At 61.7% G+C, this 23864-nt stretch carries 18 protein-coding genes and 3 pseudogenes; 11 read left to right on the top strand and 10 right to left on the bottom strand.

From position 1 onward, the window contains the following. Window positions 1-53: 53 nt before the first annotated feature. From ACIPSK_RS03405 to ACIPSK_RS03390, 4 genes and pseudogenes are all read left to right on the top strand, one after another. Window positions 54-845, top strand: a complete 792-nt coding sequence (locus ACIPSK_RS03405; RefSeq protein ID WP_162118670.1) for an SDR family NAD(P)-dependent oxidoreductase — start codon at window positions 54-56, stop codon at window positions 843-845. A gap of 288 nt (window positions 846-1133) precedes the next feature. Next, on the top strand, window positions 1134-1622 hold the full coding sequence (locus ACIPSK_RS03400; RefSeq protein ID WP_162118671.1) for a cupin: 489 nt from the start codon (window positions 1134-1136) through the stop codon (window positions 1620-1622). A 210-nt stretch (window positions 1623-1832) separates the two neighbouring features. Further along, complete coding sequence (locus ACIPSK_RS03395) at window positions 1833-2768, top strand: MBL fold metallo-hydrolase (protein WP_162119657.1); 936 nt, start codon at window positions 1833-1835, stop codon at window positions 2766-2768. Window positions 2769-3007: 239 nt separating this feature from the next. Next, a pseudogene (locus ACIPSK_RS03390) lies at window positions 3008-3166 on the top strand (AEC family transporter); the annotation flags it as partial. Here the strand turns inward: ACIPSK_RS03390 and ACIPSK_RS03385 are convergent. Genes ACIPSK_RS03385 through cysG form a run of 5 tightly spaced genes read right to left on the bottom strand, consistent with a single transcriptional unit; the run spans window position 3134 to window position 8340 of the window. After that, window positions 3134-4345, bottom strand: a complete 1212-nt coding sequence (locus ACIPSK_RS03385; RefSeq protein WP_162119656.1) for a UbiH/UbiF family hydroxylase — start codon at window positions 4343-4345, stop codon at window positions 3134-3136. The pseudogene ACIPSK_RS03390 and the gene ACIPSK_RS03385 sit on opposite strands and share 33 nt — an antisense overlap. 39 nt (window positions 4346-4384) lie before the next feature. Continuing rightward, the gene (locus ACIPSK_RS03380; RefSeq protein ID WP_162119655.1) at window positions 4385-4897 is read right to left on the bottom strand and encodes a DUF934 domain-containing protein; all 513 of its coding nucleotides are present in this window, start codon (window positions 4895-4897) and stop codon (window positions 4385-4387) included. Window positions 4898-4907: 10 nt separating this feature from the next. Next, window positions 4908-6578 (bottom strand): nitrite/sulfite reductase, encoded by a 1671-nt coding sequence (locus ACIPSK_RS03375; protein WP_162119654.1) that lies wholly within the window; start codon window positions 6576-6578, stop codon window positions 4908-4910. A gap of 8 nt (window positions 6579-6586) precedes the next feature. Continuing rightward, on the bottom strand, window positions 6587-6901 hold the full coding sequence (locus ACIPSK_RS03370; protein WP_017964185.1) for a DUF2849 domain-containing protein: 315 nt from the start codon (window positions 6899-6901) through the stop codon (window positions 6587-6589). Window positions 6902-6903: 2 nt separating this feature from the next. Then, a complete protein-coding gene (gene cysG, locus ACIPSK_RS03365; RefSeq protein WP_162119653.1) occupies window positions 6904-8340 on the bottom strand; it encodes a siroheme synthase CysG in 1437 nt (478 codons plus the stop codon). Between the two features lie 268 nt (window positions 8341-8608). Between cysG and ACIPSK_RS03360 the strand changes: the two genes are divergently transcribed. Both ACIPSK_RS03360 and mazG read left to right on the top strand, forming a co-directional pair. Then, window positions 8609-9196: a deaminase gene (locus ACIPSK_RS03360; protein WP_162119652.1), complete on the top strand. Its 588-nt coding sequence runs from the start codon at window positions 8609-8611 to the stop codon at window positions 9194-9196. A 36-nt stretch (window positions 9197-9232) separates the two neighbouring features. Continuing rightward, window positions 9233-10072 carry a nucleoside triphosphate pyrophosphohydrolase gene (gene mazG / locus ACIPSK_RS03355; RefSeq protein ID WP_162119651.1) on the top strand — a complete coding sequence of 280 codons (840 nt, stop codon included), beginning with the start codon at window positions 9233-9235 and terminating at the stop codon, window positions 10070-10072. A gap of 214 nt (window positions 10073-10286) precedes the next feature. Here the strand turns inward: mazG and hflX are convergent, their stop codons facing one another. The 5 genes from hflX to ACIPSK_RS03330 all read right to left on the bottom strand — a co-directional run bounded on the left by hflX (window position 10287) and on the right by ACIPSK_RS03330 (window position 16594). Then, entirely contained in the window at window positions 10287-11612 is a 1326-nt protein-coding gene (gene hflX / locus ACIPSK_RS03350) for a GTPase HflX (protein ID WP_027684812.1), read from the bottom strand. 77 nt (window positions 11613-11689) lie between these two features. Next, complete coding sequence (gene hfq / locus ACIPSK_RS03345) at window positions 11690-11932, bottom strand: RNA chaperone Hfq (RefSeq protein WP_003539403.1); 243 nt, start codon at window positions 11930-11932, stop codon at window positions 11690-11692. A 113-nt stretch (window positions 11933-12045) separates the two neighbouring features. Continuing rightward, window positions 12046-12909 carry a D-amino-acid transaminase gene (locus ACIPSK_RS03340; protein ID WP_162118753.1) on the bottom strand — a complete coding sequence of 288 codons (864 nt, stop codon included), beginning with the start codon at window positions 12907-12909 and terminating at the stop codon, window positions 12046-12048. Window positions 12910-12972: 63 nt separating this feature from the next. Further along, complete coding sequence (gene ntrX, locus ACIPSK_RS03335; protein ID WP_017964179.1) at window positions 12973-14337, bottom strand: nitrogen assimilation response regulator NtrX; 1365 nt, start codon at window positions 14335-14337, stop codon at window positions 12973-12975. Further along, a complete protein-coding gene (locus ACIPSK_RS03330) occupies window positions 14327-16594 on the bottom strand; it encodes a sensor histidine kinase NtrY-like (protein ID WP_017964178.1) in 2268 nt (755 codons plus the stop codon). Before ACIPSK_RS03330 ends, ntrX begins: the two co-directional genes overlap by 11 nt. A gap of 505 nt (window positions 16595-17099) precedes the next feature. Here ACIPSK_RS03330 and ACIPSK_RS03325 point away from each other — a divergent pair. The 5 genes and pseudogenes from ACIPSK_RS03325 to ACIPSK_RS03305 all read left to right on the top strand — a co-directional run. After that, window positions 17100-18053 (top strand): formylglycine-generating enzyme family protein, encoded by a 954-nt coding sequence (locus ACIPSK_RS03325; RefSeq protein ID WP_162118754.1) that lies wholly within the window; start codon window positions 17100-17102, stop codon window positions 18051-18053. A 481-nt stretch (window positions 18054-18534) separates the two neighbouring features. Then, window positions 18535-20961 (top strand): arylsulfatase, encoded by a 2427-nt coding sequence (locus ACIPSK_RS03320; RefSeq protein ID WP_162118755.1) that lies wholly within the window; start codon window positions 18535-18537, stop codon window positions 20959-20961. A gap of 79 nt (window positions 20962-21040) precedes the next feature. Further along, entirely contained in the window at window positions 21041-21430 is a 390-nt protein-coding gene (locus ACIPSK_RS03315; RefSeq protein ID WP_162118756.1) for a hypothetical protein, read from the top strand. Window positions 21431-21693: 263 nt separating this feature from the next. Continuing rightward, window positions 21694-23532, top strand: a pseudogene (locus ACIPSK_RS03310) (adenylate cyclase). Between the two features lie 52 nt (window positions 23533-23584). Next, window positions 23585-23764 (top strand): annotated as a pseudogene (locus ACIPSK_RS03305) (hypothetical protein); the annotation flags it as partial. Window positions 23765-23864 lie beyond the last annotated feature (100 nt).

Below are 23864 nucleotides of genomic sequence, written 5' to 3'. Positions count from 1 at the left end.
GAGATCGGTCGCCAGTTCATACGTTCTGTCATCCAACCTCACAGGAGCAGAAGATGCAGATCGACCTCACAGGCAAGACCGCTCTGGTTACCGGATCCACCGAAGGCATTGGATACGCAATCGCCCGCCAGCTCGCCAGGGCGGGAGGGGACGTGGTGGTCAACGGCCGGTCCGAAGAAAAGACCGCGAAGGCCGCCGCTCGCCTGAAAGGCGAAGGCGCCAAGGGAAACGTGACCGCGGCGGCAGCGGATCTCGCCACCGCTGGCGGATGTGACGCTCTTGTCGCCCAAGTTCCTCACGTCGACATCCTCATCAACAACGCGGGCATCTTCCAGCCGCTAGACTTCTTCGATGCGGGCGACGAGGTATGGGACCGACACTGGCAAGTGAACGTCATGTCCGCCGTCAGGCTTTCGCGCGCATATCTTCCGGGCATGCAGAAGCTCGATTGGGGCCGCGTCATCTTTATCGCGTCTGAATCCGGCTTTAACATACCGGTCGAGATGATCCACTACGGTGTCAGCAAGACCGCGGACATCGCGGTCGCCCGCGGCCTTGCCAAGCGCATGGCCGGCACGGGCGTCACCGTGAACTCAGTCCTTCCCGGCCCCACGCTGTCCGAGGGCGTCGAGGCGATGCTCGCAGAGGAACGTGCGAAGACGGGGAAACCGATCGAGGAGGTGGCGGCGGACTTCGTCAAGAAGCACCGCGCCGGCTCGATCATCCAAAGGGCCGCGAGCGTCGAGGAAATTGCCAATCTCGTCACCTATCTGGCCTCCCCTTTGGCGTCAGCCACGACTGGAGCTTCGATGCGCGTGGACGGAGGCCTGATCGACACGCTCTGACTGACCCCACCGCACCGTCTTCGTCGGAAGTTGTCTCCGCGATGCGCTGCGGTGGCGGGCTATTTTGGCGGCCTTTCCAAAGCCCGCCAATTCTCACTCTTTCGCAGACCAGTACCTTATCGAAGAAACGGCACGTCAAGGAACCGTTGGCGACCGCCAAGGTTTAGCCTCGAGAACATCAGCGCAGATGAGTTCAATGGAGAACGCGGCGAAAGACTTGGGCAAACAACGTCGACGACTCGATGGCCGTCGCGTCGAGGCAATCGACGACTAGCTTGGGAATTCAGCATGAACATCGAGACGATAATTTTCGGGCCGAGCGACTGGGTCCCGAACAACCCGCATCTTCCTGTATTGCTTTACAGAGGGCTGTTTGCCGACGGCGGACCGATCGATTTCGAGCGTCGCTTCGCGGCAAACGGTTGGACAGGTATCTGGACAAACGGTGTCTTCGATTATCAGCACTACCATTCCGGTGCCCATGAAGTGCTGGGAATTGCACTTGGTAGCGCCACGCTGCTGATTGGTGGTCCCGGCGGTCAAGCAATCGCGGTTGCGGCCGGAGACTGTCTGGTGCTTCCAGCCGGGACAGGGCACCGAAATCTCGGTTGCACGTCGGACTTCCAGGTCATCGGCGCTTATCCTAAGGGACAGCATGCCGACATTCAGACTTCGGCTGCTTCAAGCGAGACGCTGGCGAAAATCTCGTCAGTACCCCTACCCGACACCGATCCCGTTCAAGGACCATCGGGATTCCTCATCGAGACATGGCGGTAGCAGGCTTGCTGCGTTCGCCAATCTGGTCAACTCCGCGCTCATCAGCACGCCGCCGGCAGTGAAAAGTGAGGCCCGCACCTATGCCGTGGTATGGCCTGCCCTGTCCCTCGGACCCACCCGCCCTTATCCCTCGACCCAATCGATCGCAAACACGCCTCCCTGTAGCGTCGTCGATGCCGTGTTTAAGGCGGCGGTCAGAAGGAGACGAACATGAACCTTGAGACAAAGATGAGCCTGGAAAACACCGCACACCCCGGCAGACCTCGGCTCGACGAATTGGTTCCGTCGCGCTACGCGGTGCAGGTCGGCGAGATCGAGGTGCTGGTGGTCAGCGATGGAGTGCTACCGCTCCCAACCGCGATGCTGGGACACAACATCGATCCCGCCGTCCGAGCGGCCTGGCTGAAAGAGATGTTCCTGCCGGCGGACGCTTTCGACTGGGCGCTCAACGTGGTCGTGGTGCGCAGCGGCGACCAGACCATACTGCTCGACGCCGGGCTGGGGATCGACCCGGACCTGCACCTGCCGCGCGCCGGGCAGTTGATCAAGCGGCTGGAAGCTGCCGGCATCGATCTTGCGTCGGTGACCGACGTGGTGCTGACCCACATGCACATGGACCATATTGGCGGCCTGCTCGTCGACGGAGTGAAGGACCAACTGCGTCCGGACCTGCGGATCCACGTGGCGGCCGCCGAGGTCAAGTTCTGGGAGGCGCCGGATTTCTCCCGGGTCTCCATGCCGCCGGGGTTCCCGGACGCGCTTCGGGCGACCGCCACGCGTTTCGCCACAGAGTATCGAAGCCATTTCAGGCTGTTCGACGACGAGTACGAGGTGGCGCCGGGCGTGGTCGTCCATCGCACCGGCGGCCACACCCCGGGGCACAGCGTGATCCGCGTGGCGTCCGGCGGCGACCGGCTGATGTTTGCCGGCGACGCCGTATTCGCGGTCGGGTTCGAACACCCCGACTGGTTCAACGGCTTCGAACACGACCCCGAGGAGGCGGCGCGCGTTCGCCTCCGTCTGTTGCGGGAACTGGCGGAGACCGGCGAGCAACTGGTGGCCACTCACCTGCCGTTCCCGTCTGTCGGTCGGGTGGCGGTCGACGGCGATGCCTTTCGCTGGGTGGCGGCCTTCTGGGACTACTGATCGCTTGTCGGGTTGGGATCTTAGAGCGTGTACTCATCGCGTGAATGAGTCCACGCTCTACTGGTTTGTTTTTTGAGCAATTCCGAACGCAAAAACCGCTACACACTTTTGCTGGAATTACTCTTGTTGCTGCGCAATTCCGGACGCAAAACCGCGACACACTTTTGCTGGAATTGCTTAAGTCAGATCCTGACCCACTGATCATTCTCGCTTCCTGGAAGATCTCTTGGCCGAAATCGTCAGCGACTAATGTCTTCGTCATCGGCCAGCAATACGGCGTCTGGCGGGAGCGCGCCTCAGCGACGATCCTGATCACGATGCTGCTTTCGGTGGTGACGGTTCCGCTCTGGCTGATCGTGATCCGATCAGGCCTTCTTCCGCTTCAGCTTTTCCCGTAGCGCATCCGGAATATCGCGGAAACCGCGGCCGGGCTCGATGCCCTCGCGCATGACGATATTGCGCAGCGGCGGTATCGCCGAGAGGATATGCAGGCCGGTAGCGCGCAGCATCTGCACGGGCAGGAAATCCGAGAGCAGCGAGCGGTTGAGAACATCGACACTGGCCGTGCGCGTCATGATGTCGGCGCGGCGCCTGCGGTCGAAGCTTTCGCCGGCATCGGCCGGCACCGGCAATTCCGCCCTGTCGCAAAGGATATCGGCAAGCGCCATGATATCGCGCAGGCTGAGGTTCAGCCCCTGCGCGCCGATCGGCGGGAAGACATGGGCGGCCTCGCCGATCAGCGCGACGCGCCCCTTGCCGAAACGATGCGCCATCATGCCGGAGAGCGGCCAGACCTGGACACCCTCCTCGACGCTGACCTTACCGAGCATGGACTGCATGCGTGCCTCGACAAGAGCGCCGAGCTCGGCAAGCGGCAATTCCATCCGGCTCGTCGCCTCAGCGGGATCCTGCACCCAGACGAGGCTGGAGCGGCTTCCCGGCAGCGGCACCTGGGTGAAGGGACCGTGTTTGGTGTGGAACTCGGTCGAGATGTTCTGGTGCGGCAGCGAATGGGCGAAATTCAGCACCATGGCCGATTGCGGATAGGACCAGTTGCGCACGGTAATGCCTGATGTTTCGCGCAGCTTCGAGCCGCGGCCATCGGCGCCGACGGCAAAATCGGCCGACAGCATCTCGCCGCCGGCAAGCGTGATCGAGACCACTTCGGCTGAGATGTCGATCGATTCGGCCATACCGGTGAAGCGGGTGATATTGCCCTCGCCGGCGGCGGCCTCTTCGAGGATATCGATCAGCGCCTTGTTGGGGAAATTGTAGCCGAAGGCATCCAGGCCGACATCGGCCGCGCGGAAGGTGGTGGTCGGCGCGCGCAGCAGCCTGTCGGTGCCGTCGACGACGCGCATGCTGGTGAGAGGGGCGGCTGCGGGACGAAGCTTTTCCCAGAGCGCCAGGCGGTCGAGGAAGCGGATCGACTGATCCATCAGCGCCGTGGTGCGCCGATCCTCCTTCGGAGCAACGGGGGCAACCAGCGCCACGCTGCGGCCGCCGCGCGCCAGCGCGATTGCGGCGATCATGCCGGCTAGACCGCCACCGATCACCACCACTTCGTATGTCTTCATGCTATCGTTCCGCCATCGTAATAAGGACGAAGCGACCGCTTATGCGGCCGGCTTCGCCTGACGGCGCCAACTATAGCCCTTGCCGGCTTCGGCGTCACGCGCCGCCGGCTGATAATGATGGGGAATGGCGGGAAGACGGTTTTCGCTGAGCCGCTTCAGCGCCGTGGCGTTGCTGACGGAAAAGCTGTCGATGCCGACGCGCAGCATCAGCGGCACCTGATCGATCAGCACGTCGCCGACGGCGCGCAGTTCATTAGTGTAGCCGAGGCGCTGGCGCAGCAGCGAAGCATGGCTGAAGGCGCGGCCGTCGTTGAAAGCGGGAAAGGCGACGGCGACGATTTCGAGGCGATCGAGATAGGGTTCCAGCCGGCGCACATCGTCGGCCGGCTTGATCAACACGCCGAAGCCGACATCGTTGCTTTGGTCGGCCTTGGCGATCAATTCGTCGAGGCCGAGCAGCGGCTTCTGCTCCCCGGTCGCCTTGACCTCGTCGGTTTCGATCACCCAGGGATCGTTTTCGACAAAACCGGTTTCTTTCCAGATCTTCGTCATCATCCCCTCCTTATGCCGCTTCGGCGGCCGAGCCGTAGAGCGCAGTCTTGAATGGCTGCGGTCCGACACGGCGATAGGCGGCGAGGAAGTTCTCGGACTGATCGAGGCGCAGGCCGAGATAGGTGTCGACGATCGTCTCGATTGCGTCCGTCACCCGGTCCGGCTCGAAGCCGCGGCCGATGATCTCGCCGATCGAGGTATGTTCGTCGCCGGAGCCGCCGAGCGTGATCTGGTAGAGTTCGGCACCCTTCTTCTCGACACCGAGCAAGCCGATATGGCCGACATGGTGATGGCCGCAGGCATTGATGCAGCCGGAGATCTTGATCTTCAGTTCACCGATCTCGGCCTGGCGTTCGGCATTGCCGAAACGGCGGGAGATTTCCTGCGCCAGCGGAATCGAGCGCGCATTGGCGAGCGCGCAGTAGTCCAGGCCGGGACAGGCAATGATATCGGTGATCAGGCCGGCATTGGCTTCCGCCAGCTTGATGGCGACGAGGCCGCGATAGACGGCTTCGAGATCGGCAAGCGCCACATGCGGCAGGATCAGGTTCTGCTCATGGCTGACGCGGATTTCGTCGAAGGCATATTCCTCGGCGAGATCGGCGATCGCATCCATCTGCGCATCCGAGGCATCGCCCGGAATGCCGCCGATCGGCTTCAGCGAGATCGTCACCATGCCGTAGTCGGGGTTCTTGTGCGGCTGCACGTTCTGCTGCACCCAGCGGGAGAAACCTGAATCGGCCTTCTTCCAGCGGGCGAGGTTTTCCCAGCCTTCGGCGCGCTCGGGCAGCTCAGGCGGCGCGAAATAGGCAGCGATCGCCTGGACGTCCTTTTCCGGCAGCTTGAGCTCGGTATCCTTCAGCGCAGCGAATTCGGCCTCCACCTGGCGCGTCAGCTCCTCGGTGCCTGTTTCGTGCACCAGGATCTTGATGCGGGCCTTGTATTTGTTGTCGCGGCGGCCGTGCAGATTGTACACACGCACGATGGCCGTGGTGTAGGAGAGCAGGTCTTCCTCGGGCAGGAAGTCGCGGATCAGCTTGGCGATCATCGGCGTACGGCCCTGGCCGCCGCCGACATAGACGGCAAAGCCGATTTCGCCCTTGTCGTTCTTCTTCACGTGCAGGCCGATATCATGGACCTGGATTGCGGCGCGGTCACGCTCGGCGCCGGTGACGGCGATCTTGAACTTGCGCGGCAGGAAGGAGAATTCCGGGTGGACCGACGACCACTGGCGCAGGATTTCGGCGTAAGGCCTGGGATCGGCGATCTCATCGGCGGCGGCACCGGCGAAGTGATCGGCGGTGACGTTTCTGATGCAGTTGCCCGAGGTCTGCAGCGCATGCATCTCGACGCTCGCCAGGTCGGCCAGCGCATCGGGAATGTCGGACAGTTTCGGCCAGTTGAACTGCAGGTTCTGGCGCGTGGTGAAGTGGCCATAGCCGCGGTCATAGGTGCGGGCGATATGGGCGAGCATGCGCAGCTGGCGCGCGCTCAGCGTGCCATAGGGAATGGCGATGCGCAGCATGTAGGCGTGGAGCTGCAGGTAGACGCCGTTCATCAGGCGCAGCGGCTTGAACGCGTCCTCGGCGAGCTCGCCGGAAAGGCGGCGCTGAACCTGGTCGCGAAACTGCTCGACGCGCTCGGTAACAAAGGCATGGTCAAATTCGTCGTAACGGTACATCGTCTTCCTCAGACTGCAATGAATTCGGGATCGGCAGGAGCGTAGCCCGGGGCATATTCCATGGTCGGGCCTTGTGCGCGGATGCGCTCGCGAAGGCGAAGCGGCCAGAGAATGCCGTTGGTTTCCTGAACGTCAACGACGGCGACGTCAACGACCTCGTTGTCGGCGTAGGATTTCTTGCCGATCGCCTCAAGCGCCGCAACGGCCTCGGCATGACGGGCAACGAGCGCCTCCTGCAGCGAGGTCGACCACTTCCCATTCGCATCCAGCCAGACGGCAATGCCGTCCGTCAGCCGGTTGGCGGTCAGAACCCTGTCACCCATATTCAGCTCCTTGCAAGTTCCTCGAGCCGGGCGTTTGCGCGCACCAGGGGCTCGGACAGTTCGAAATTGGCGCCGGCGACCGCATCGCCGATGATGACCATGACAGGCCCGGTCAATTCGTCGCGGTGCTGCAGATCGGGCAGATCGGCAAGCGTGCCATGCAGCAGGCGGCGTTCGGCGCGGCTGGCATTTTCGATGACGGCGACGGTGGTCTCAGACGGAATGCCCGCCTGCATCAGCCGCTCGGCAACGGAGGCGGCAACGGTGCGGCCCATATAGACGGCGATCGTCGCGCCGGAGACGGCAAGGCTTGCCCAATCGGGCAGCACGTCGCCGGTGAGATCATGGCCTGTCGTGAAGACCAGCGAGGAGGCGACGCCGCGCAGCGTCAGCGGCAGCTCGAAATCGGCAGCGGCGGCGAAAGCCGAGGTGATACCGGGCACGACCTCATAGGTGATGCCGGCAGCGCGCAGTGCCGCCATCTCTTCCCCTGCCCGGCCATAGACCAGGGGATCGCCGGATTTCAGGCGGACGACACGCTTGCCCTGGCGGCCGAGTTCGACCAGCAGTTCATTGATCTCTTCCTGGGATTTCGAATGGCAGCCCTTGCGTTTGCCGACGGAAAGCCGTTCTGCATCGCGGCGGCCCATATCGACGATCGCCTGCGGCACCAGCGCGTCATAGACGATGACATCGGCTTCCATCATCACGCGCTGGGCGCGCAGCGTCAGCAGATCCTCGGCACCGGGACCGGCGCCGACCAGCCAGACGTGACCGGCAACCTTGTCCATCGCATGCAGCAGCCGGTCGGCGGCATGGCGGGCCTGCGGCAGGTTGCCGTTGGCGACCGCATCGGCAACGGCGCCGGAGAAGAAACGGCGCCAGAAGACCCGGCGCGAGACGCCTTTCGGAATCAGTTGTTCGACTGCCTTGCGGTAGCTCGTCGCCAGACCGGCAAGGCGGCCGAGCGAGGGCGAAAGAAGCTGGTCGATCTGCGCGCGGATCATCTGCGCCAGAACCGGCCCTGCCCCTTCGGTGCCGATCGCAACGGCAACGGGCGCGCGGTTGACCAGCGCCGGCGTAAAGAAATCGCAGTAATCGGGCTGATCGACGGCATTGGCCGGAATTCTGGCAGCGCGAGCGGCATCGACGATGCTGCGGTCATCAGCTTCATTGCCGGTCGCGGCGAAGACGAGCGCCGAACCCTCGACCTGTTCGGCTGCGAAGGCAGCGCGCACGGTATCGATCCGGCTGGCGATCAGGAAGGCGTGGTAATCGGCTTCCGGCCGGTCGGCATAGGCGACAATCCGCGCCCTCGTGTTCAGCAGCAGCCGCACCTTGGCGAAAGCTTCGTCGCCATTGCCGAAGACAGCCGTCTTCTGGCCTTCCACGCGAAAGAAGGCGGGAAATACCGAAAGCTGTTCAGTCTTGGGAGGCATCATCAATCCACTTCGAGGTTGCCGGAATATGCCCTTGATCGACAAGGGATTGAAGGAACAGAAATTCGAAAGCCCAAGCAAGCGGGTATTGTTTTGCTCGCGCCGTCAGTGATTTGAGAAAAGTCACCCGTGCTGCCGAAAAGCCGCATATTCCCAGCCCGCTTGCTGCGGTGCAGTATAAAGCCTGTGACAAAAGACGTCCACCGCCGCTTGACGCATTTCACTCACGCCGCCAAGGCGATAGAATGAGGAAAACCGGAGGGCCCCCATGCCTGATAAGACCATTGCCTCCCGCCTGCTTTCGGTCATCGAAGACGATATCCTGCCGCTGACGGAGCGTGGCGTTTCGCTTGGCAACAAGGTGTTCGGTGCGGCGATCTTAAGGAAATCCGATCTTTCGCTTGTCGTCGCCGAGACCAATAACGAGCTGGACAATCCGCTCTGGCACGGCGAGGTGCATACGCTGAAGCGCTTCTACGAGCTCGGCGACAAGCCGCCGACCAAGGATCTGATCTTCCTGTCGACGCACGAGCCCTGCACCATGTGCATGTCGGCGATCACCTGGGCGGGCTTCGACAATTTCTACTATTTCTTCAGCCATGAGGATTCCCGCGACGCCTTCGCCATTCCGCACGATTTGAAGATCCTCAAGGAAGTCTTCGGGCTTGAACCCGGCGGCTACCGCAGGCAAAACGCCTTCTGGAACAGCTTTGCTATCGCCGATCTCATCGAGACCGAAGAGGCTACGCTGAAAAACGCGCTGAAGGCGCAGACCGCCCGCATCAAGGCGCGCTACGACGCCCTGTCGACCAGCTACCAGTCGTCGAAGAGCGCCAACGACATTCCATTGAACTGAGGGCCTCTGAACTAAAGCCCGCTGAACCGAGGCAACATGCAACCTTCCAAAGACATTTCGCGGCTGATCGAGATCATGGCGGCCCTTCGCCATCCCGAAACGGGCTGCCCCTGGGACATCGTGCAGAACTTCGAGACGATCAAGCCCTATACCATCGAGGAGGCCTATGAGGTCTCCGACGCGATCGAGCGCGGCGATATGGACGATCTCTGCGACGAGTTGGGCGACTTGCTGCTGCAGGTGGTCTTCCACGCCCGCATGGCCGAGGAGGCCGGCGAATTTTCCTTCGGCGACGTGGTCAACGCCATCACCGCCAAGATGATCCGCCGCCATCCGCACGTCTTTGCCCGCTCGTCGGCAGATACGCCGGACGCGGTGAAGAGACAATGGGACGAGATCAAGCAGGCGGAGAAACGCGAGCGCACTGAGCGGCGGTCACGGCGCGGCATCACCGAGGATTTCAACAGCGGCTTCCTCGGCTCCGTGCAGCGCAGCTTTCCAGCTTTGACGGAAGCCCTGAAGCTGCAGGAACGCGCCGCCAAGGTCGGCTTCGACTGGGCGGCACCCGAGCCGATCCTCGACAAGATCGAGGAAGAGATCGGTGAATTGCGGGCAGCCCTTCGGGAGGGCGATCAGGCAAAGGTCAGCGACGAACTCGGCGACCTGATCTTCGCGGTCGTCAATATCGGCCGGCATGTCAAGGCCGATCCGGAGCAGGCAGTGCGCGGAACGAATACGAAATTCCGGCGCCGTTTCAGCCATATAGAACGGGTTCTTGAAGCAGAAGGCGAGACGCTGGAGGCAGCCAGTCTCGAACGCATGGAAGAAATCTGGCAGGCGGCGAAGGCGATTGAAAGAGCGATCGTGGCGGAGTGAGTTATCGCCGGCGATTTCTATTGATCGTCGAAGCCAGCCCCTCATCCGGCTGCCGCCACCTTCTCCCCGCCTGCGGGGAGAAGGGGATATGCCGCAGCCTCTCCGTGCCCCACCAACCTTTCGCAGGGCACGTCCCCTCGCCCCGTTTTTACGGGGAGAGGGTTAGGGTGAGGGGCAGCCATTAGCGCGAACCCGACTGCGCCAGGCGCGCGCCTTACCGCTCCCAATCTTCCTTTGAAGACTTCGGTCCGTTGCCGATGCGGCGCTCGAGTTCGGTGGCTTCGGTTTCGGAGAGGCGCAGATCGAGCGTGATCGAGCCGTCTTCATTGTCCTCGCGGCCGTCAACGATCGCGTGGTCGTAAAGCCAGGGTAGCAGTGCCAGCTTGTCGACCGGAAGGCGGATCGTCGCCACAGTCATCACGCCGGACAGTCTGCGGCTGATCTCTTCCATCAGCGTGTCGACGCCCTCGCCGCTGACGGCCGAAACAGCCACCACGTTGCTGGCGCCGGCCGATTTCTGCACCATAGCATCGTGCACTTCGGGCTCCAGCCGGTCGATCTTGTTCCAGACTTCGATCAGACGCTTTTCGGCTTCGGCCTCGTCGATGCCGAGATCGTTCAGGATGCGCATCACGTCGGAGCTCTGCGCCTGGTTGTCGGCATCGGACATGTCGCGGACATGCAGGATGAGATCGGCTTCCAGCACCTCTTCCAGCGTCGCCCGGAAGGCGGCGACCAGATGGGTCGGCAGGTCGGAGATGAAGCCGACGGTGTCGGACAGGATGACGGTGCGGCCGTGCGGCAGCTTCATACGCCGAAGGGTCGGGTCGAGCGTGGCAAAGAGCATGTCTTCGGCCAGCACGCCGGCGCCGGTGATGCGGTTGAACAGTGTCGACTTGCCGGCATTGGTGTAACCGACCAGCGCCACGATCGGGTGCGGCACCTTGCGGCGCTTGGCGCGGTGGAGCTGGCGGGTGCGCACCACCTGCTCCAGCTCCCGTTCGAGCTTGATGATGCGGTCCTGCAGCATCCGCCGGTCGGCTTCGATCTGCGTTTCGCCGGGGCCGCCCATGAAACCGCCGCCGCCGCGCTGGCGTTCAAGGTGGGTCCAGCTTCGGACCAGTCGGCCCTTCTGATAATTCAGATGGGCGAGATCGACCTGCAGCGTGCCTTCCTTGGTGGAGGCGCGGCGGCCGAAGATTTCGAGGATGAGGCCCGTCCGGTCGATGACCTTGGCGTTCCATTCCTTTTCGAGATTGCGCTGCTGCACCGGCGTCAACGGATGATCGACGATGACGAGACCGGAATCGCGCTCATCGAGCAGCGCCTTGATCTCCTCGATCTTGCCGGTGCCGAGCAGTGTGGCCGGTCTCGGATCGTTGACCGGGACGATCGAGCCGTTGACGACATCGAGATCGATCGCCTGGGCAAGACCGGTCGCCTCTTCGAGCCGGCTTTCCGGCGTGCGGGTCGATGCCGATTCGCTCTGGCCGCCGCGACTGCGCGATTTCAGAACCGGCACGACGACAGTCGCGCGCATGTCGTCCCTGTGCTTGGCGGCCTCAGGGATGATCGAATCGTTCTTGGTATCGCGTGTCGAAATGACGGCTGATCCTGTTAGGACGCGGCTTCTTCGCTCTCGAACATCTGCATGGGCTGGCCCGGCATGATCGTCGATATCGCATGCTTATACACGAGCTGCGAGTGGCCGTCACGGCGAAGAAGAACACAGAAATTGTCAAAAGACGTAACAACGCCCGTGAGTTTCACGCCGTTGATCAGAAAGATTGTCAGGGAAATCTTTTGCTTGCGAACAGTATTGAGAAATAAGTCCTGAAGATTCTGAGAACGTTCCGCCATCGCGCCGCTTCTTTCTTTATTGCCGACCTGATCTAGCCGGTAGAATATCAATCAACCTCACCATACGAAGACCCGGCGGCATCCTCATTCCGCCTGTCCAGCAAATCTTGGTATCAAATCGCAATCTTTTCCGCAACGTCGAAAAAGGCCTCGCGGACTTTCTGCGAAACGCTGCCTGGATGACCGTTGGCAATGGCCTGGCCATCGACGGAAACGACCGGAAAACAAATGCTTGTGGCAGCAGTGAGGAAGACCTCGCGGGCCGCGAGCATCTCCGAAACGGAGAAGTTCCGCTCAGTGATCGTCAACCCCAGCTTGGCACCGACATCCATCAAGGTGGTGCGGGTAATGCCGCGCAGGATTCCGTGTTCGGCCGGGCGCGTCACCAGCGTTCCGTCCGGATCGACGATCCAGACATTGGTCGCCGCCCCTTCCTTCACCATGCCGTCGCCATCGACATAGATCGCTTCCTGGGCGCCGGCCTCCTTCGCCTGCTGGCGGGCCATGGCATTCGGCAGCAAGCCGACGGACTTGATGTCGACCCGCTCCCAGCGGTTGTCGATAAGGGTGATCGCCTTGATGCCGTTGGCGTTCTTGGCGGCGATGATCTTGGCATCGGTGCTCTTGGCGGTGATGACAAGCGATGGCGGCGTTCCCTCGGCCGGGAAGACATGATCGCGGCGGGCGACGCCGCGCGTCACCTGCATGTAGAAAAGCCCGTTGCGGACATGGTTGCGGCGTAGCGTCTCGCGGATGACCTGCGTCAGCGCCGCCCGGCCCATCGGCCAGGCGATGCGCAACTCACCGAGCGAACGGTCGAGACGGTTCAGATGGCGTGTGAGATCGACGATATAGCCGTGGCGCACTTCGCAGACCTCGTAGACGCCATCGGCGAACTGGTAGCCGCGGTCCTCGATATGCACGCTGGCATCGGAATGCTTGACGTAACGGCCATTCACATAGGCAATTCTCGGCATGGGAAACCTGGTCTTCCGGAAAGCAATATGGGCGCGGCGCAGCGTCGGCCGCGCCGGAAAGGATCAGACGCCGAGCGACTTCAGCTTGCGATGCAGCGCCGAACGCTCCATGCCGACGAATTCCGCGGTGCGCGAGATATTGCCGCCGAAGCGGTTGATCTGGGCGATCAGGTAATCCTTCTCGAACATCTCGCGGGCTTCGCGCAGCGGCAGCGTCATGATGTGATAGTCGTTCTTGGCGGAAACCTTCGGCAGCATGTCGCCGAGATCGGTCGGCAGCATGTCGGCGGTGATCGGCGCATCCGGGCCGTCGGTGCGGGCAAGGATCATCAGCCGCTCGATGTTGTTGCGCAGCTGGCGGATGTTGCCGGGCCAATCATGCGCCTGCAGCACGGCCATGGCGTCATCACCGATGCGGCGCGGACGGATGCCGGCCTGCTCGGATATCTGGCGCATCAGCTGGTCGACGAGGAAGGGAATGTCCTCGCGTCGCTCTGCAAGGGCCGGCACACGCACCGGCACGACAGCGAGGCGATGATAGAGATCCTCGCGGAACCATCCTTCAGCGATGCGGCTCTCAAGATTATAGGCGGTCGAGGAGATGATGCGGACATCGACCTTGACGCGCTTGGAACCACCAACCCGCTCGAACTGCTGATCGACCAGCACGCGCAGGATCTTGTTCTGCGTCTCGCGCGGCATTTCGCCGACTTCGTCGAGATAGAGGATGCCACGATGGGCTTCTTCGAGCGCGCCGATCTTGCGCGCCTGGCCGGGTGTGCCCTCGGTGCCGAACAGCGCCACTTCCATGCGTTCGGGCGTGATGTTGGCGGCGTTGATCGCGACGAAGGGGCCGTTGGCGCGGGCCGACTTCTTGTGGATCATCCGCGCCACCAGTTCCTTGCCGGAGCCGGAGGCGCCGAGGATCATGATGCGGCTGTTGGTCGGTGCAACCTTCTCGATCGTCTGGCGCAGCTGCGAAACGGCAACTGAGGTGCCGATCAACTCCAGCGCATCGCCGGTGCGGCGCTTCAGGTCGGAAACCTCGCGCTTCAGTTTGGAATTCTCCAGCGCCCGTTCGGCGATCAGGATCAGCCGGTCGGCCTTGAAGGGTTTCTCGATGAAATCGAAGGCGCCGCGCTTGATCGCCGAGACAGCGGTCTCGATGTTGCCGTGGCCGGAGATCATCACAATCGGCAGTTCCGGGTGGCGCGTCTTGATCTCGTCAAGCAGCGACAGGCCATCGAGCTTGCTGCCCTGCATCCATATATCGAGGAAGATCAGCCGCGGTACGCGATCGGAAATCGCCGCCAGCGCGCTGTCGCTGTCATGGGCCGTGCGCGTCTCGTGTCCCTCGTCGGAGAGAATGCCGGAAACGATCTCGCGAATATCGTGCTCATCGTCGACGACGAGAATATCAGAGGCCATAAACGCTTTCCTTGTCATTGGCTGCGGGAGCAGGCGTCGGATCCAGGCGTGGCAGATGCACGCGGATCATGGCCCCTCTTCCCCGGTCAAAATCGGCGGGCGCATCATGCAGCTCCAGCTGCCCGCCATGTTCCTCGATGATCTTCTTGACGATGGCGAGGCCGAGGCCGGTGCCCTTCTCACGCATCGTCATATAGGGTTCCAGAATGCTGTGGCGGTTCTCCACCGGCAGGCCGCGGCCATTGTCGATCACGTCGACGGTGAAGCGGTCGCGGCCGGTATCGAGGGCGGCGCGGACGAGAACCTTGCGTTCGTCCCGCTCGTCGCTCGGAACGGCCTCGATCGATTCGACGGCATTCTTGATGAGATTTCCAAAAGCCTGGCCGAGCATGCGACTGTCGAACAGGCCCTCCAGAGGCTGGTCGCCGAAATCCTGCTCGAAGGTGACGTGATGGTTGCCCATCTCACGCAGGAAGATCGCGTCGCGCAGGATATTGCGCAGATCGCTCGGCTCCTTGGTCGGCTTCGGCATGCGGGCAAAGGCGGAGAATTCGTCGACCATGCGACCGATATCGCCGACCTGGCGGATGATCGTATCCGTGCACTGGTCGAAGACGGTTCGGTCGCCCTGGTCGATCTGCTTGCCGTAGCGGCGCTGGATGCGCTCGGCGGACAGCTGGATCGGCGTCAACGGGTTTTTGATCTCGTGAGCGATGCGCCTGGCCACGTCGCCCCAGGCGGTCGAGCGCTGGGCGATGACGAGGTCGGTGATGTCGTCGAGCGTAATCACGTAGGATTCGCTCATGTCGCGCACTTCTTCGCGAGTGACCTGCACACTCAATGTCCTCACGGTGCCGCCGCGTACCAGCGCGATCTGCTTGCGGAAATCGCCGCGATAACGCACCGCCGCCTCGGTCAGCACGTGATCGACCTCGGGCGCAATGTCGACCAGCTGCTTTCCGAGCATCTCGCCCGCCGATAGCGACATCAGCGTCTCGGCCGAACTGTTGACGATGGCGATGCGGCGGTCCTGCTCTACGCCGATGACGGCGGCGGTGACGCCCGACAGCACCGCTTCGATGAAGCGGCGGCGGTCGTCGACCTCGTCCTTGGCCTCAAGGATCTCGTCGCGCTGGGTGCGGATTTCCGAGATCATCTTGTTGAAGGTGCGCGAGAGATTGGCGACATCGCCGTCAACGGCATGCACCGGCACGACGATGTCCATATTGCCCGATGCGACACTGTCGGCCGCCGTGATCAGCAGGCGGATCGGCCGGACGATGCGGTCGGCGACGGCGATCGCGGTCCAGATCGCCGCCAAGAGCACGATCAGCGCGAAGCCAATATAGAGCACGGCGAAGGCGACCTGCAGCGAGAAGCGGTTGGCCTCCATCGAGCGGTATTCGGTGGCGTTCTCCTCCATCATGCGCATGGCGCCCATTACCTTGGGATCGACGGCGCGCACCGTGTAAAGGAAGGTGCCCTGGATGGCATCGAGCTTGATAATGGCGCCGACGAGATTGGTGACGCCGGGCGGGATCAGTGTCGGCTGGCCGGCAGCCGCCTTTTCCAGCGCGTCCTGTGGAATGGCCGGCAGCGGCTTTTCAGTGGCGATATCGGCCTGGACGATCACCGAGCCGTCGCGCTCGACGAGGAAGGCGCCGAGCAGGCCGCGGCCCCTCGCCTGGCGGGTCATCAGGTCGGCAAAACCCGTCCTGTCGAGACTGTAGAGCGCGCGGTTGCGCTCCAGGTCGTTGGCCATGGAGACCGTCTGCCCCTGCAGATAGCTGGCATTCTCCATCATGTAGGCCTGACCGATATTCCGCGACGAGCTGACGATCGACTGGGTGCGCAGGGCAAACCAGCGATCGAGACCGGCATTCAGCGTGATGCTGGCGAAGATGGCGACGAGGATCGCCGGCGTGATGGCGACGATCGAAAAAAGCACGACGATGCGGATATGCAGGCGCGCTGCCGCACGGCCGCGGGTGCGGGCTTTCAGCAGCCTTGCCACCTCGCGAGCGATCAAGGCCAGCAGCGTCAGGACAAAGAAGGAATTGACGATCACCGAGGTGATGACGACATGTGACGTCGGCGCGATCGGCGTCAGACCGAGCAGCACGAAAAGTGTCGCCGTGGCGCAGAGAAGCGCGCCGCCGGCGAGCACGAGGCCGGGCACGGCAAAAAGGGCGCGGCGATCGGTCACCGTCGTCACCGTCTCGCCCGCCGCCGCCGGCGATACCCCATCCTGCGTCATTCGGCCTCTCTTCAGACGGCACTTGCCGCCTCGCCATCCGATCGAAACCAAGGAAACGCCGGCTTAAAGAAGCCAGCGTTGCAACGACTCGATCGGGAGCGAATGTCTAAACCCTTGCGTGACCTTTAAGCAACGCATTGTGGCGAAAATGCAACGCATCTCGGACATTGTCAAGCTGCGCTGACCTCGTCCGCCACAATGAGCGCCTTCAGTTCGAAGGCCTGGTTCGGCAAGCCCTCGATCCGTAACCTACGGGCGAAACCGCCGATAGGCAGGAACCAATGTCCGGGCGAAAGCCGCCCAGAAATACCGATAGCGTGAAAGGCGACATCCGTGCTGACGCGATATCATCTCCGCGACTTCCGTGGCTCGATAGAACTCGGCAGGGTCGCGTATTTTACTGTAACCTACTTCAAGAACGCGGCTGTGAGGGATAGTTATCTTGATCGAAGATCGGGGACACGTACGGTTAGATTAACGGCGATAAGCTGCGAGGATGACGAAAATGATGCCTGACCGCCGCGCGGTGGACGACGCGGGATTTCAGGGTCTGGTCTGGGTAGCCGGCCGCACCTTCACCATGGGATCGAACGAGCATTATGTGGAGGAGGCCCCCGCCCATCCGGTGACGGTCGACGGCTTCTGGATCGACGCCACCCCTGTCACCAACCGGCAGTTCGCCTCATTCGTCAACGCCACCGGACATGTGACCGTCGCCGAAAGGGCTCCCCGTGCCGAGGACTATCCTGGAGCGCTTCCCAAAATGCTGCGAGCCGGATCTCTGGTGTTCACCCCGCCGAAAGCCGTCGTCGGCCCCGACATTACCCAATGGTGGTCGTTTAAATTCGGCGCGGACTGGCGACACCCTTACGGCGGTCGCACCGACATCCGCGGCAAGCTCGATCATCCCGTCGTTCATATCGCCTATAGCGACGCCAAGGCCTATGCGGCTTGGGCGGGAAAAGATCTGCCGACCGAGGCAGAGTGGGAGCTGGCTGCGCGCGGCGGCCTTGATGAAGCGGAATTTGCCTGGGGCGACGCGTTGAACCCCGAAGGAAAGCTCATGGCCAATACCTGGCAGGGTACCTTCCCTACGCTGAGCACAAAGCCAGCCGGTGCGGACAGAACGTCGCCGGTCGGATCCTTTCCATCAAACGGCTACGGCATCTACGACATGATCGGCAATGTCTGGGAATGGACCTCTGACTTCTGGTCGACACGCCATCCCGAGCCTGCCAGCCATTCATGCTGCATCCCCAGCAATCCCCGCGGAGGCGACGCCGACGCCAGCTACGATCCGCGGCTGCCTGAGATCAGGATCCCGCGGCGCGTCCTCAAGGGCGGGTCCCACCTTTGCGCGCCGAACTACTGCAGGCGCTATCGTCCGGCCGCCAGACATGCCGAGCCAGAGGACACGTCCACAAGTCATGTCGGCTTCAGATGTGTCAAGCGCGTGTGAGGCGGCGTCATGGCCACATGTCGCGTCGGCGGAATAAGCCACCGATGGTAACAAGACCTTTCATTCTGATCGGTCAATAGACGGCTTTCCAGTCATCCTTCGTGTCGACAATCGTCCACCCGTGAGCCTGTGCTTCGTCCAAGCCCTGGTCGAGCTGGCCGATGCTGAACTTCCTTCATAAGCAAATTCGCGCTCGGCTTCGGTGTGACCAGCGCCCGTCCGCAACAATATTCGCTCGAAGAGAGGTTTGCCCGTATCATACGGTAGTATCTGTCAATCCGGCGCAGCTGCAGCGGGACGATCACTCGTTCGGCCGTTGCCCGGAAATAAGGTCCGCAACGTGTTCTCGAGTGTGACTGTCGAAGCGAACGCGGATCAACAGTGCATACTGTATGTTACTGGCGCGCTCGCAGTACTCGCCATACCCTCCCCGAATAAAACGGTCCACATCACGCGGGATCGATTGCCGGGGGGAATCGAGATGAAAAGCAGTATCCTGACTTTGGCTGCCCTATTAGGCGGCACTGCGCTTACATTTTTTTCCGTTGGCGGGACGAATGCGTCAGCTCAAGTCATCAATGGAACACCCGGCACGCCGAGCGCAACGATCACAATCGACGGCCGACAGATCCCGCCACCGCCAGGGCAGTTTGGCGGCACGACAAATCTCGACGCGCTTCAGTCGACGCCATATTGGCAGCCGCAGGTTGTGCCGCCCAAGAGTGCGCCCAACGTCTTGCTGATCTTGACAGATGACGTCGGATTTGCGGCCCCGAGCACCTTCGGCGGGGTCATTCCGACCCCAACACTCGACCGGATTGCCAACATAGGCCTGCGCTACACGAACTTCCATACGACATCGCTGTGTTCCCCGACACGCGCCGCTCTGATCACGGGCCGCAATCATCATTCAGTCGGCTTCGGTGTGATCAGCGAGGCGTCGACCGGTTATCCGGGCTACGACAGCGTCATTACCGCGGACAAGGATACGGTCGGCACAATCCTCAAGGCAAATGGTTATGCAACATCGTGGTTCGGCAAGAATCACAACACGCCATCTTTCCAAACCAGCCAGGCGGGTCCCTTCGATCAATGGCCCATCGGAATGGGATTTGAATATTTCTATGGCTTTGTCAGCGGCGAGACCAACCAGTGGCAACCGGACCTCTACCGCAATACCACGCGTGTCTATCCCTATCTGAACAATCCTACCTACAACCTGACGACAGATATGGCGGACGACGCCATCAACTATCTCAACCAACTCAATCAGCTCGATCCCAAGAAGCCATTCTTCCTTTACTATGCACCGGGCGGGACTCACGCGCCTCATCACCCGACCCCCGATTGGATCAAAAAGATCAGCGACTTGCATCTGTTCGACAAGGGATGGAATGCGCTGCGCGACCAAATCTTCGCCAACCAGAAGAGGCTGGGTGTTATCCCTCAGGATGCGCAACTGACACCCTGGCCGGATAAGCTCATCAAGCCGTGGGACGTCCTTTCGGCTGACGAGAAGAAGCTCTTCATCCACCAGGCCGACGTCTACGGAGCCTACCTCGCCTATACCGACAATGAAATCGGCCGGGTCGTCAAAGCGGTCGAGGACATGGGCAAGCTCGATGACACGCTGATTATCTTTATCAGCGGCGACAATGGCGCGAGCGCGGAAGGCTCCCCGGCTGGAACGCCAAACGAGATGACGTTCTTCAACGGCGTCGACGTGCCCGTCCAGGACCAGCTCAAATTCTATGACGCCTGGGGGTCGGCGTTGACCTATCCGCATTATTCGGTCGGCTGGGCTTGGGCTTTCGATACGCCCTTCAAGTGGACCAAGCAGGTCGCTTCCTATTTTGGGGGTATTCGTAACGGTATGGCCATTGCGTGGCCGGGCCACATCAAAGATCCGGGTGGGGTGCGCAACCAGTTCCACCATGTCATCGACATCGTCCCGACGATCTTGGAAGTGACGGGCATCCGTGCTCCTGATGCAGTCAATGGGATCACCCAAACGCCGATCGAAGGCGTGAGCCTGGCCTACACATTCGACAAGGCAAACGCCGATGCGCCATCGAAACATTCGACCCAATATTTCGAGATGTTCGGCAATCGCGCGATCTATCACGATGGGTGGATTGCCTCCACGTTGCCCTATCGGGAACCTTGGAACGGAACGGCTCCGATCCCGAAGGACATCGTCAACGGCGTGACCTGGGAGTTGTTCGACCTGTCCAAGGACTGGACGCAAAACAACGATCTGGCGGCCACCAATCCCGGCAAGCTGAAGGAGTTGCAGGATTTGTTCTGGATCGAGGCTGCGAAGTACCAGGTTCTGCCGTTGGACGCCTCGGCCTTGACGCGCTTCATTCTCCCGCGACCGAGCATCGTCGCCGGACGTAATGATTTCATCTACACGAAACCCATCGTCGGCGTGCCCCTTGGGACGGCACCGAGCGTCCTCAACAAGTCCTTCACGATCACGGCCGATATCGATGTGCCCGCGGGCGGCGGCAACGGCATGCTTGTGACTGCAGGCGGGCGCTTCGGGGGATGGGGCTTCTACCTGCTCAAAGGGAAGCCAATCTTTGTCTATGACCTATTGGATCTCGCCCGGCCGAGGGTGGAGGGCGCAGCGGCATTGACGCCTGGAAAGCACAATCTCGGCTTCTCCTTCAAGTCCGATGGGCCCGGCCTCGGTAAAGGTGGCAAGGGGACAATCACGATCGACGGCGCCGAGGCGGCAAGCGGGATCTTCCCAAACACCATTCCCTTTGCTCTCGAGGCGAGTGAAACCTTTGATATCGGCTCCGACACGGGAACCGGTGTCGACGATAACGACTACCAGGCACCGTTCGCCTTCGACGGCAAGCTGAGCAGCTTGAGGATAGAACTTCAGCCGCAACCTTGATGAAAGAGGTTCTGCGCAGAGCGGCCCGTCGCGGCCCGTGCCGAAAGTGACGTTGACCTAGGCACGGGGATTCTGCGCCATGAACACAGCTCACCGACACACGCTTCTGACCCTGTTCGCAATCGCCGAAGGTGCGACGGGACTGGGGCTTGTCGTGGCGCCATCGATCCTCTTCGTTCTGCTGTTTGAGGCAAGGCCGGTTGCTTCGGAGGCACCACTGATTGCGCGGATCTGCGGTGCGGCGCTGCTCGCTCTTGCCGCAGCAAGCTGGGGTGGGCGTGACGCCGAAGACAGGCGAGGCACCCTGGGGCTCCTCGTCGGCGTGGCGCTCTACAATCTCCTGACCACGGCCGTCCTGATCTATTCCGCTCTCGTTCTGGAGATGATCGGCATCCTGTTGTTCCCCGCGATCCTCTATCACGCGGCGACTTCCCTGTGGTGCTTGCTTGCTATCTGGCGGGCGCGTTAGACCGAGTCGTCGTGGCCCCTTGCGTGGTCACTAACGGCTTTGGCCGCTTCGGGTCGCGGGCTGCTACGAGGCGGCGAAGACGCGATGTCCGCTTCCGCGGTTCACGCGCCTGGAGTCCCCTTCCCTCGATCTGCGAAGTCATCGAACAGGCTCGATGCGCCGCCTTTGATGGACGAGGATCGGTTTCTGCGGTAGGTTACAAAAGGGATAGTTAATAAAATCTCTGGTAGTCACGTCCCTCAAGAGCGGGTGAGGAGCAAGTCGTGCAGGATTCATTGCCATCAAGGCGCGATATCGCGCCGGTTTCGACGCGACCACTACCGACCCACGATGATGTTCGGGCTCAGCTTGAGCGAATCATCACCAGCCCGCAATTTCCGCATGTCGGCCGGAGTGCGGCATTTCTCACCTATGCCGTGGAGGAGACGCTTGCAGGCCGCGCAGACCGGATCAAGGGTTACTCCATCGCCGTCGAAGTCTTCAAGCGCTCCAACGGATTCACACAGGATGATCCGGTTGTGCGGATCGAGGCCGGAAGGCTCAGGCGGGTGCTCGAGCGCTATTATTTTACAGCAGGTCAACACGATCCGATCCGAATAGACATTCCGAAAGGCGGTTACGTGCCGACCTTTGCCTGGACTTGCCCGAGCGATGACAATCCCGATGCTGAAGACCAAAGTCTGCCACCGGAGCGCGCCTATTCCCTCTTTCCCGGCTTACGAGGATATAGATGGGCAGTGGTCCTTGGATTGATCGTGATCGCGGGCGGCGCTGCAGCCCTGGCTGGCTTGACCTCCGTTGGATTTGGCTCGATCTGGCCGTTTGCGACTGCCCACATAACGGGATCTGACGGACCGACATTGGTGATCGCTCCATTTGCCAATCTCGGTGATGGTCCTCAGGCGGAACTCTACACGACGGGCCTGACCGAGGAACTCCTCACTGCCCTTCCCCGCTTCAAGGAGATCAAGGTCTTCGGTCGCGAGACGTCCAAATCGTTGCCGCCAGAAGTGGAGACATCGAGGATTCGCGGGGAACTTGGCGCACGCTTCCTGCTGGCAGGCGGTGTTCGCGTCTCCGGAAGCCGAGTGCGTGTGACGGCACGTCTGCTCGACACGCAGACCGATGAGATCCTCTGGTCGCAGACCTACGACGACGACATCGGCGTCCGCGACCTGTTCACCATCCAGTCCGACGTCGCAAACAAGGTTGCGACCGCCGTGGCGCAGCCCTATGGCATCATGGCCCAGGCCGATGTTTCCAATCCGCCGCCTGATGATCTCGGCATCTACGGCTGCACGCTTAGCTTTTATGCTTACCGTGCCGAGTTAAGCAGCGAGCGGCACGGAGAGGTTCGAAACTGCCTCGAAAGTGCTGTCGCCCGCTATCCATCCTTTGCGACCGCCTGGGCGATGTTGTAGATAGTCTATCTTGACGAGGATCGTTTCAGGTTCAACCGGAAGCCCATTTCGTCCACGCCGATAGATCGCAGCTTTCAAGCCGCCCGCCGTGCCGTTCAACTGGATCCCGGCAACACCCGCGCCCTTCAGGCGCTGATGACGGCGTTGTTTTTCAGCCAGCGGGTTTCGGAGGCACTTCAGATCGGCGAACGGGCACTGGCGACCAATCCGAACGACACCGAATTGCTGGCAGAATTTGGTACCCGGCTGGCGATGAGCGGGGAGTGGCAGCGCGGGGCAGCGCTGCTGGATCGTGCCATTGATCTCAACCCTGCCGGCGGCGGCTACTATCGCGGAACGCGCGCACTCGCAGCCTACATGTTGCACGACGACAAGACCGCAGTCATCGAGATCAGGCAGGCGGACCTGCAGAAGTTCCCGCTATTCCATGCGGTGGCTGCCGTCATCTACGTCGACGCTGGAATGATCGAGGACGCCCGCAGAGAGGCCGCGCGGTTCAACGAAATGAGACCCGACTTCATTCCGAACATCGTGGCCGAACTCAAGGTGCGCAATTTCCAGCCACAGGACCGGTCGCGGATGATTGCCGATCTGCAAACGGCCGGGCTGCTTGTGAGGGACGAGGTGCTGGCGACCATGTCGCTGCCGATCGACGGCTCCAAGGCCCTTCAGCCGCAGTAGCGCTACCGTCACGACAACTGGCACAGAAACCCGACGAACGCATTCGACAAACGTCGGTGCCGGCGGCGCGGATCTCGACTGGGATGTGGCGCTCGCGGTCGGGTACAAGTTCACCGATACGATCTCGGCCGTTGCGGGATACCGCGCACTCGGCGTCGACTACGACAATGACGGCTTTGTCTTCGACGTCGTCCAGCAGGGTCCGATCCTCGGCGTCGTTATCCACTTCTGAGTACGACGCCTGGAACAGCAGACCGGGTTTGAACGATGAAGTCGTCCATGAAGCCCACGATTTCTCGCCAGCCCGTCGCGGCGCCAATTCTGGCATCAGG

This window comes from Rhizobium sp. LARHSG275 (assembly GCF_052871115.1).
This window is presented reverse-complemented; position numbering and strand designations above follow the sequence as displayed.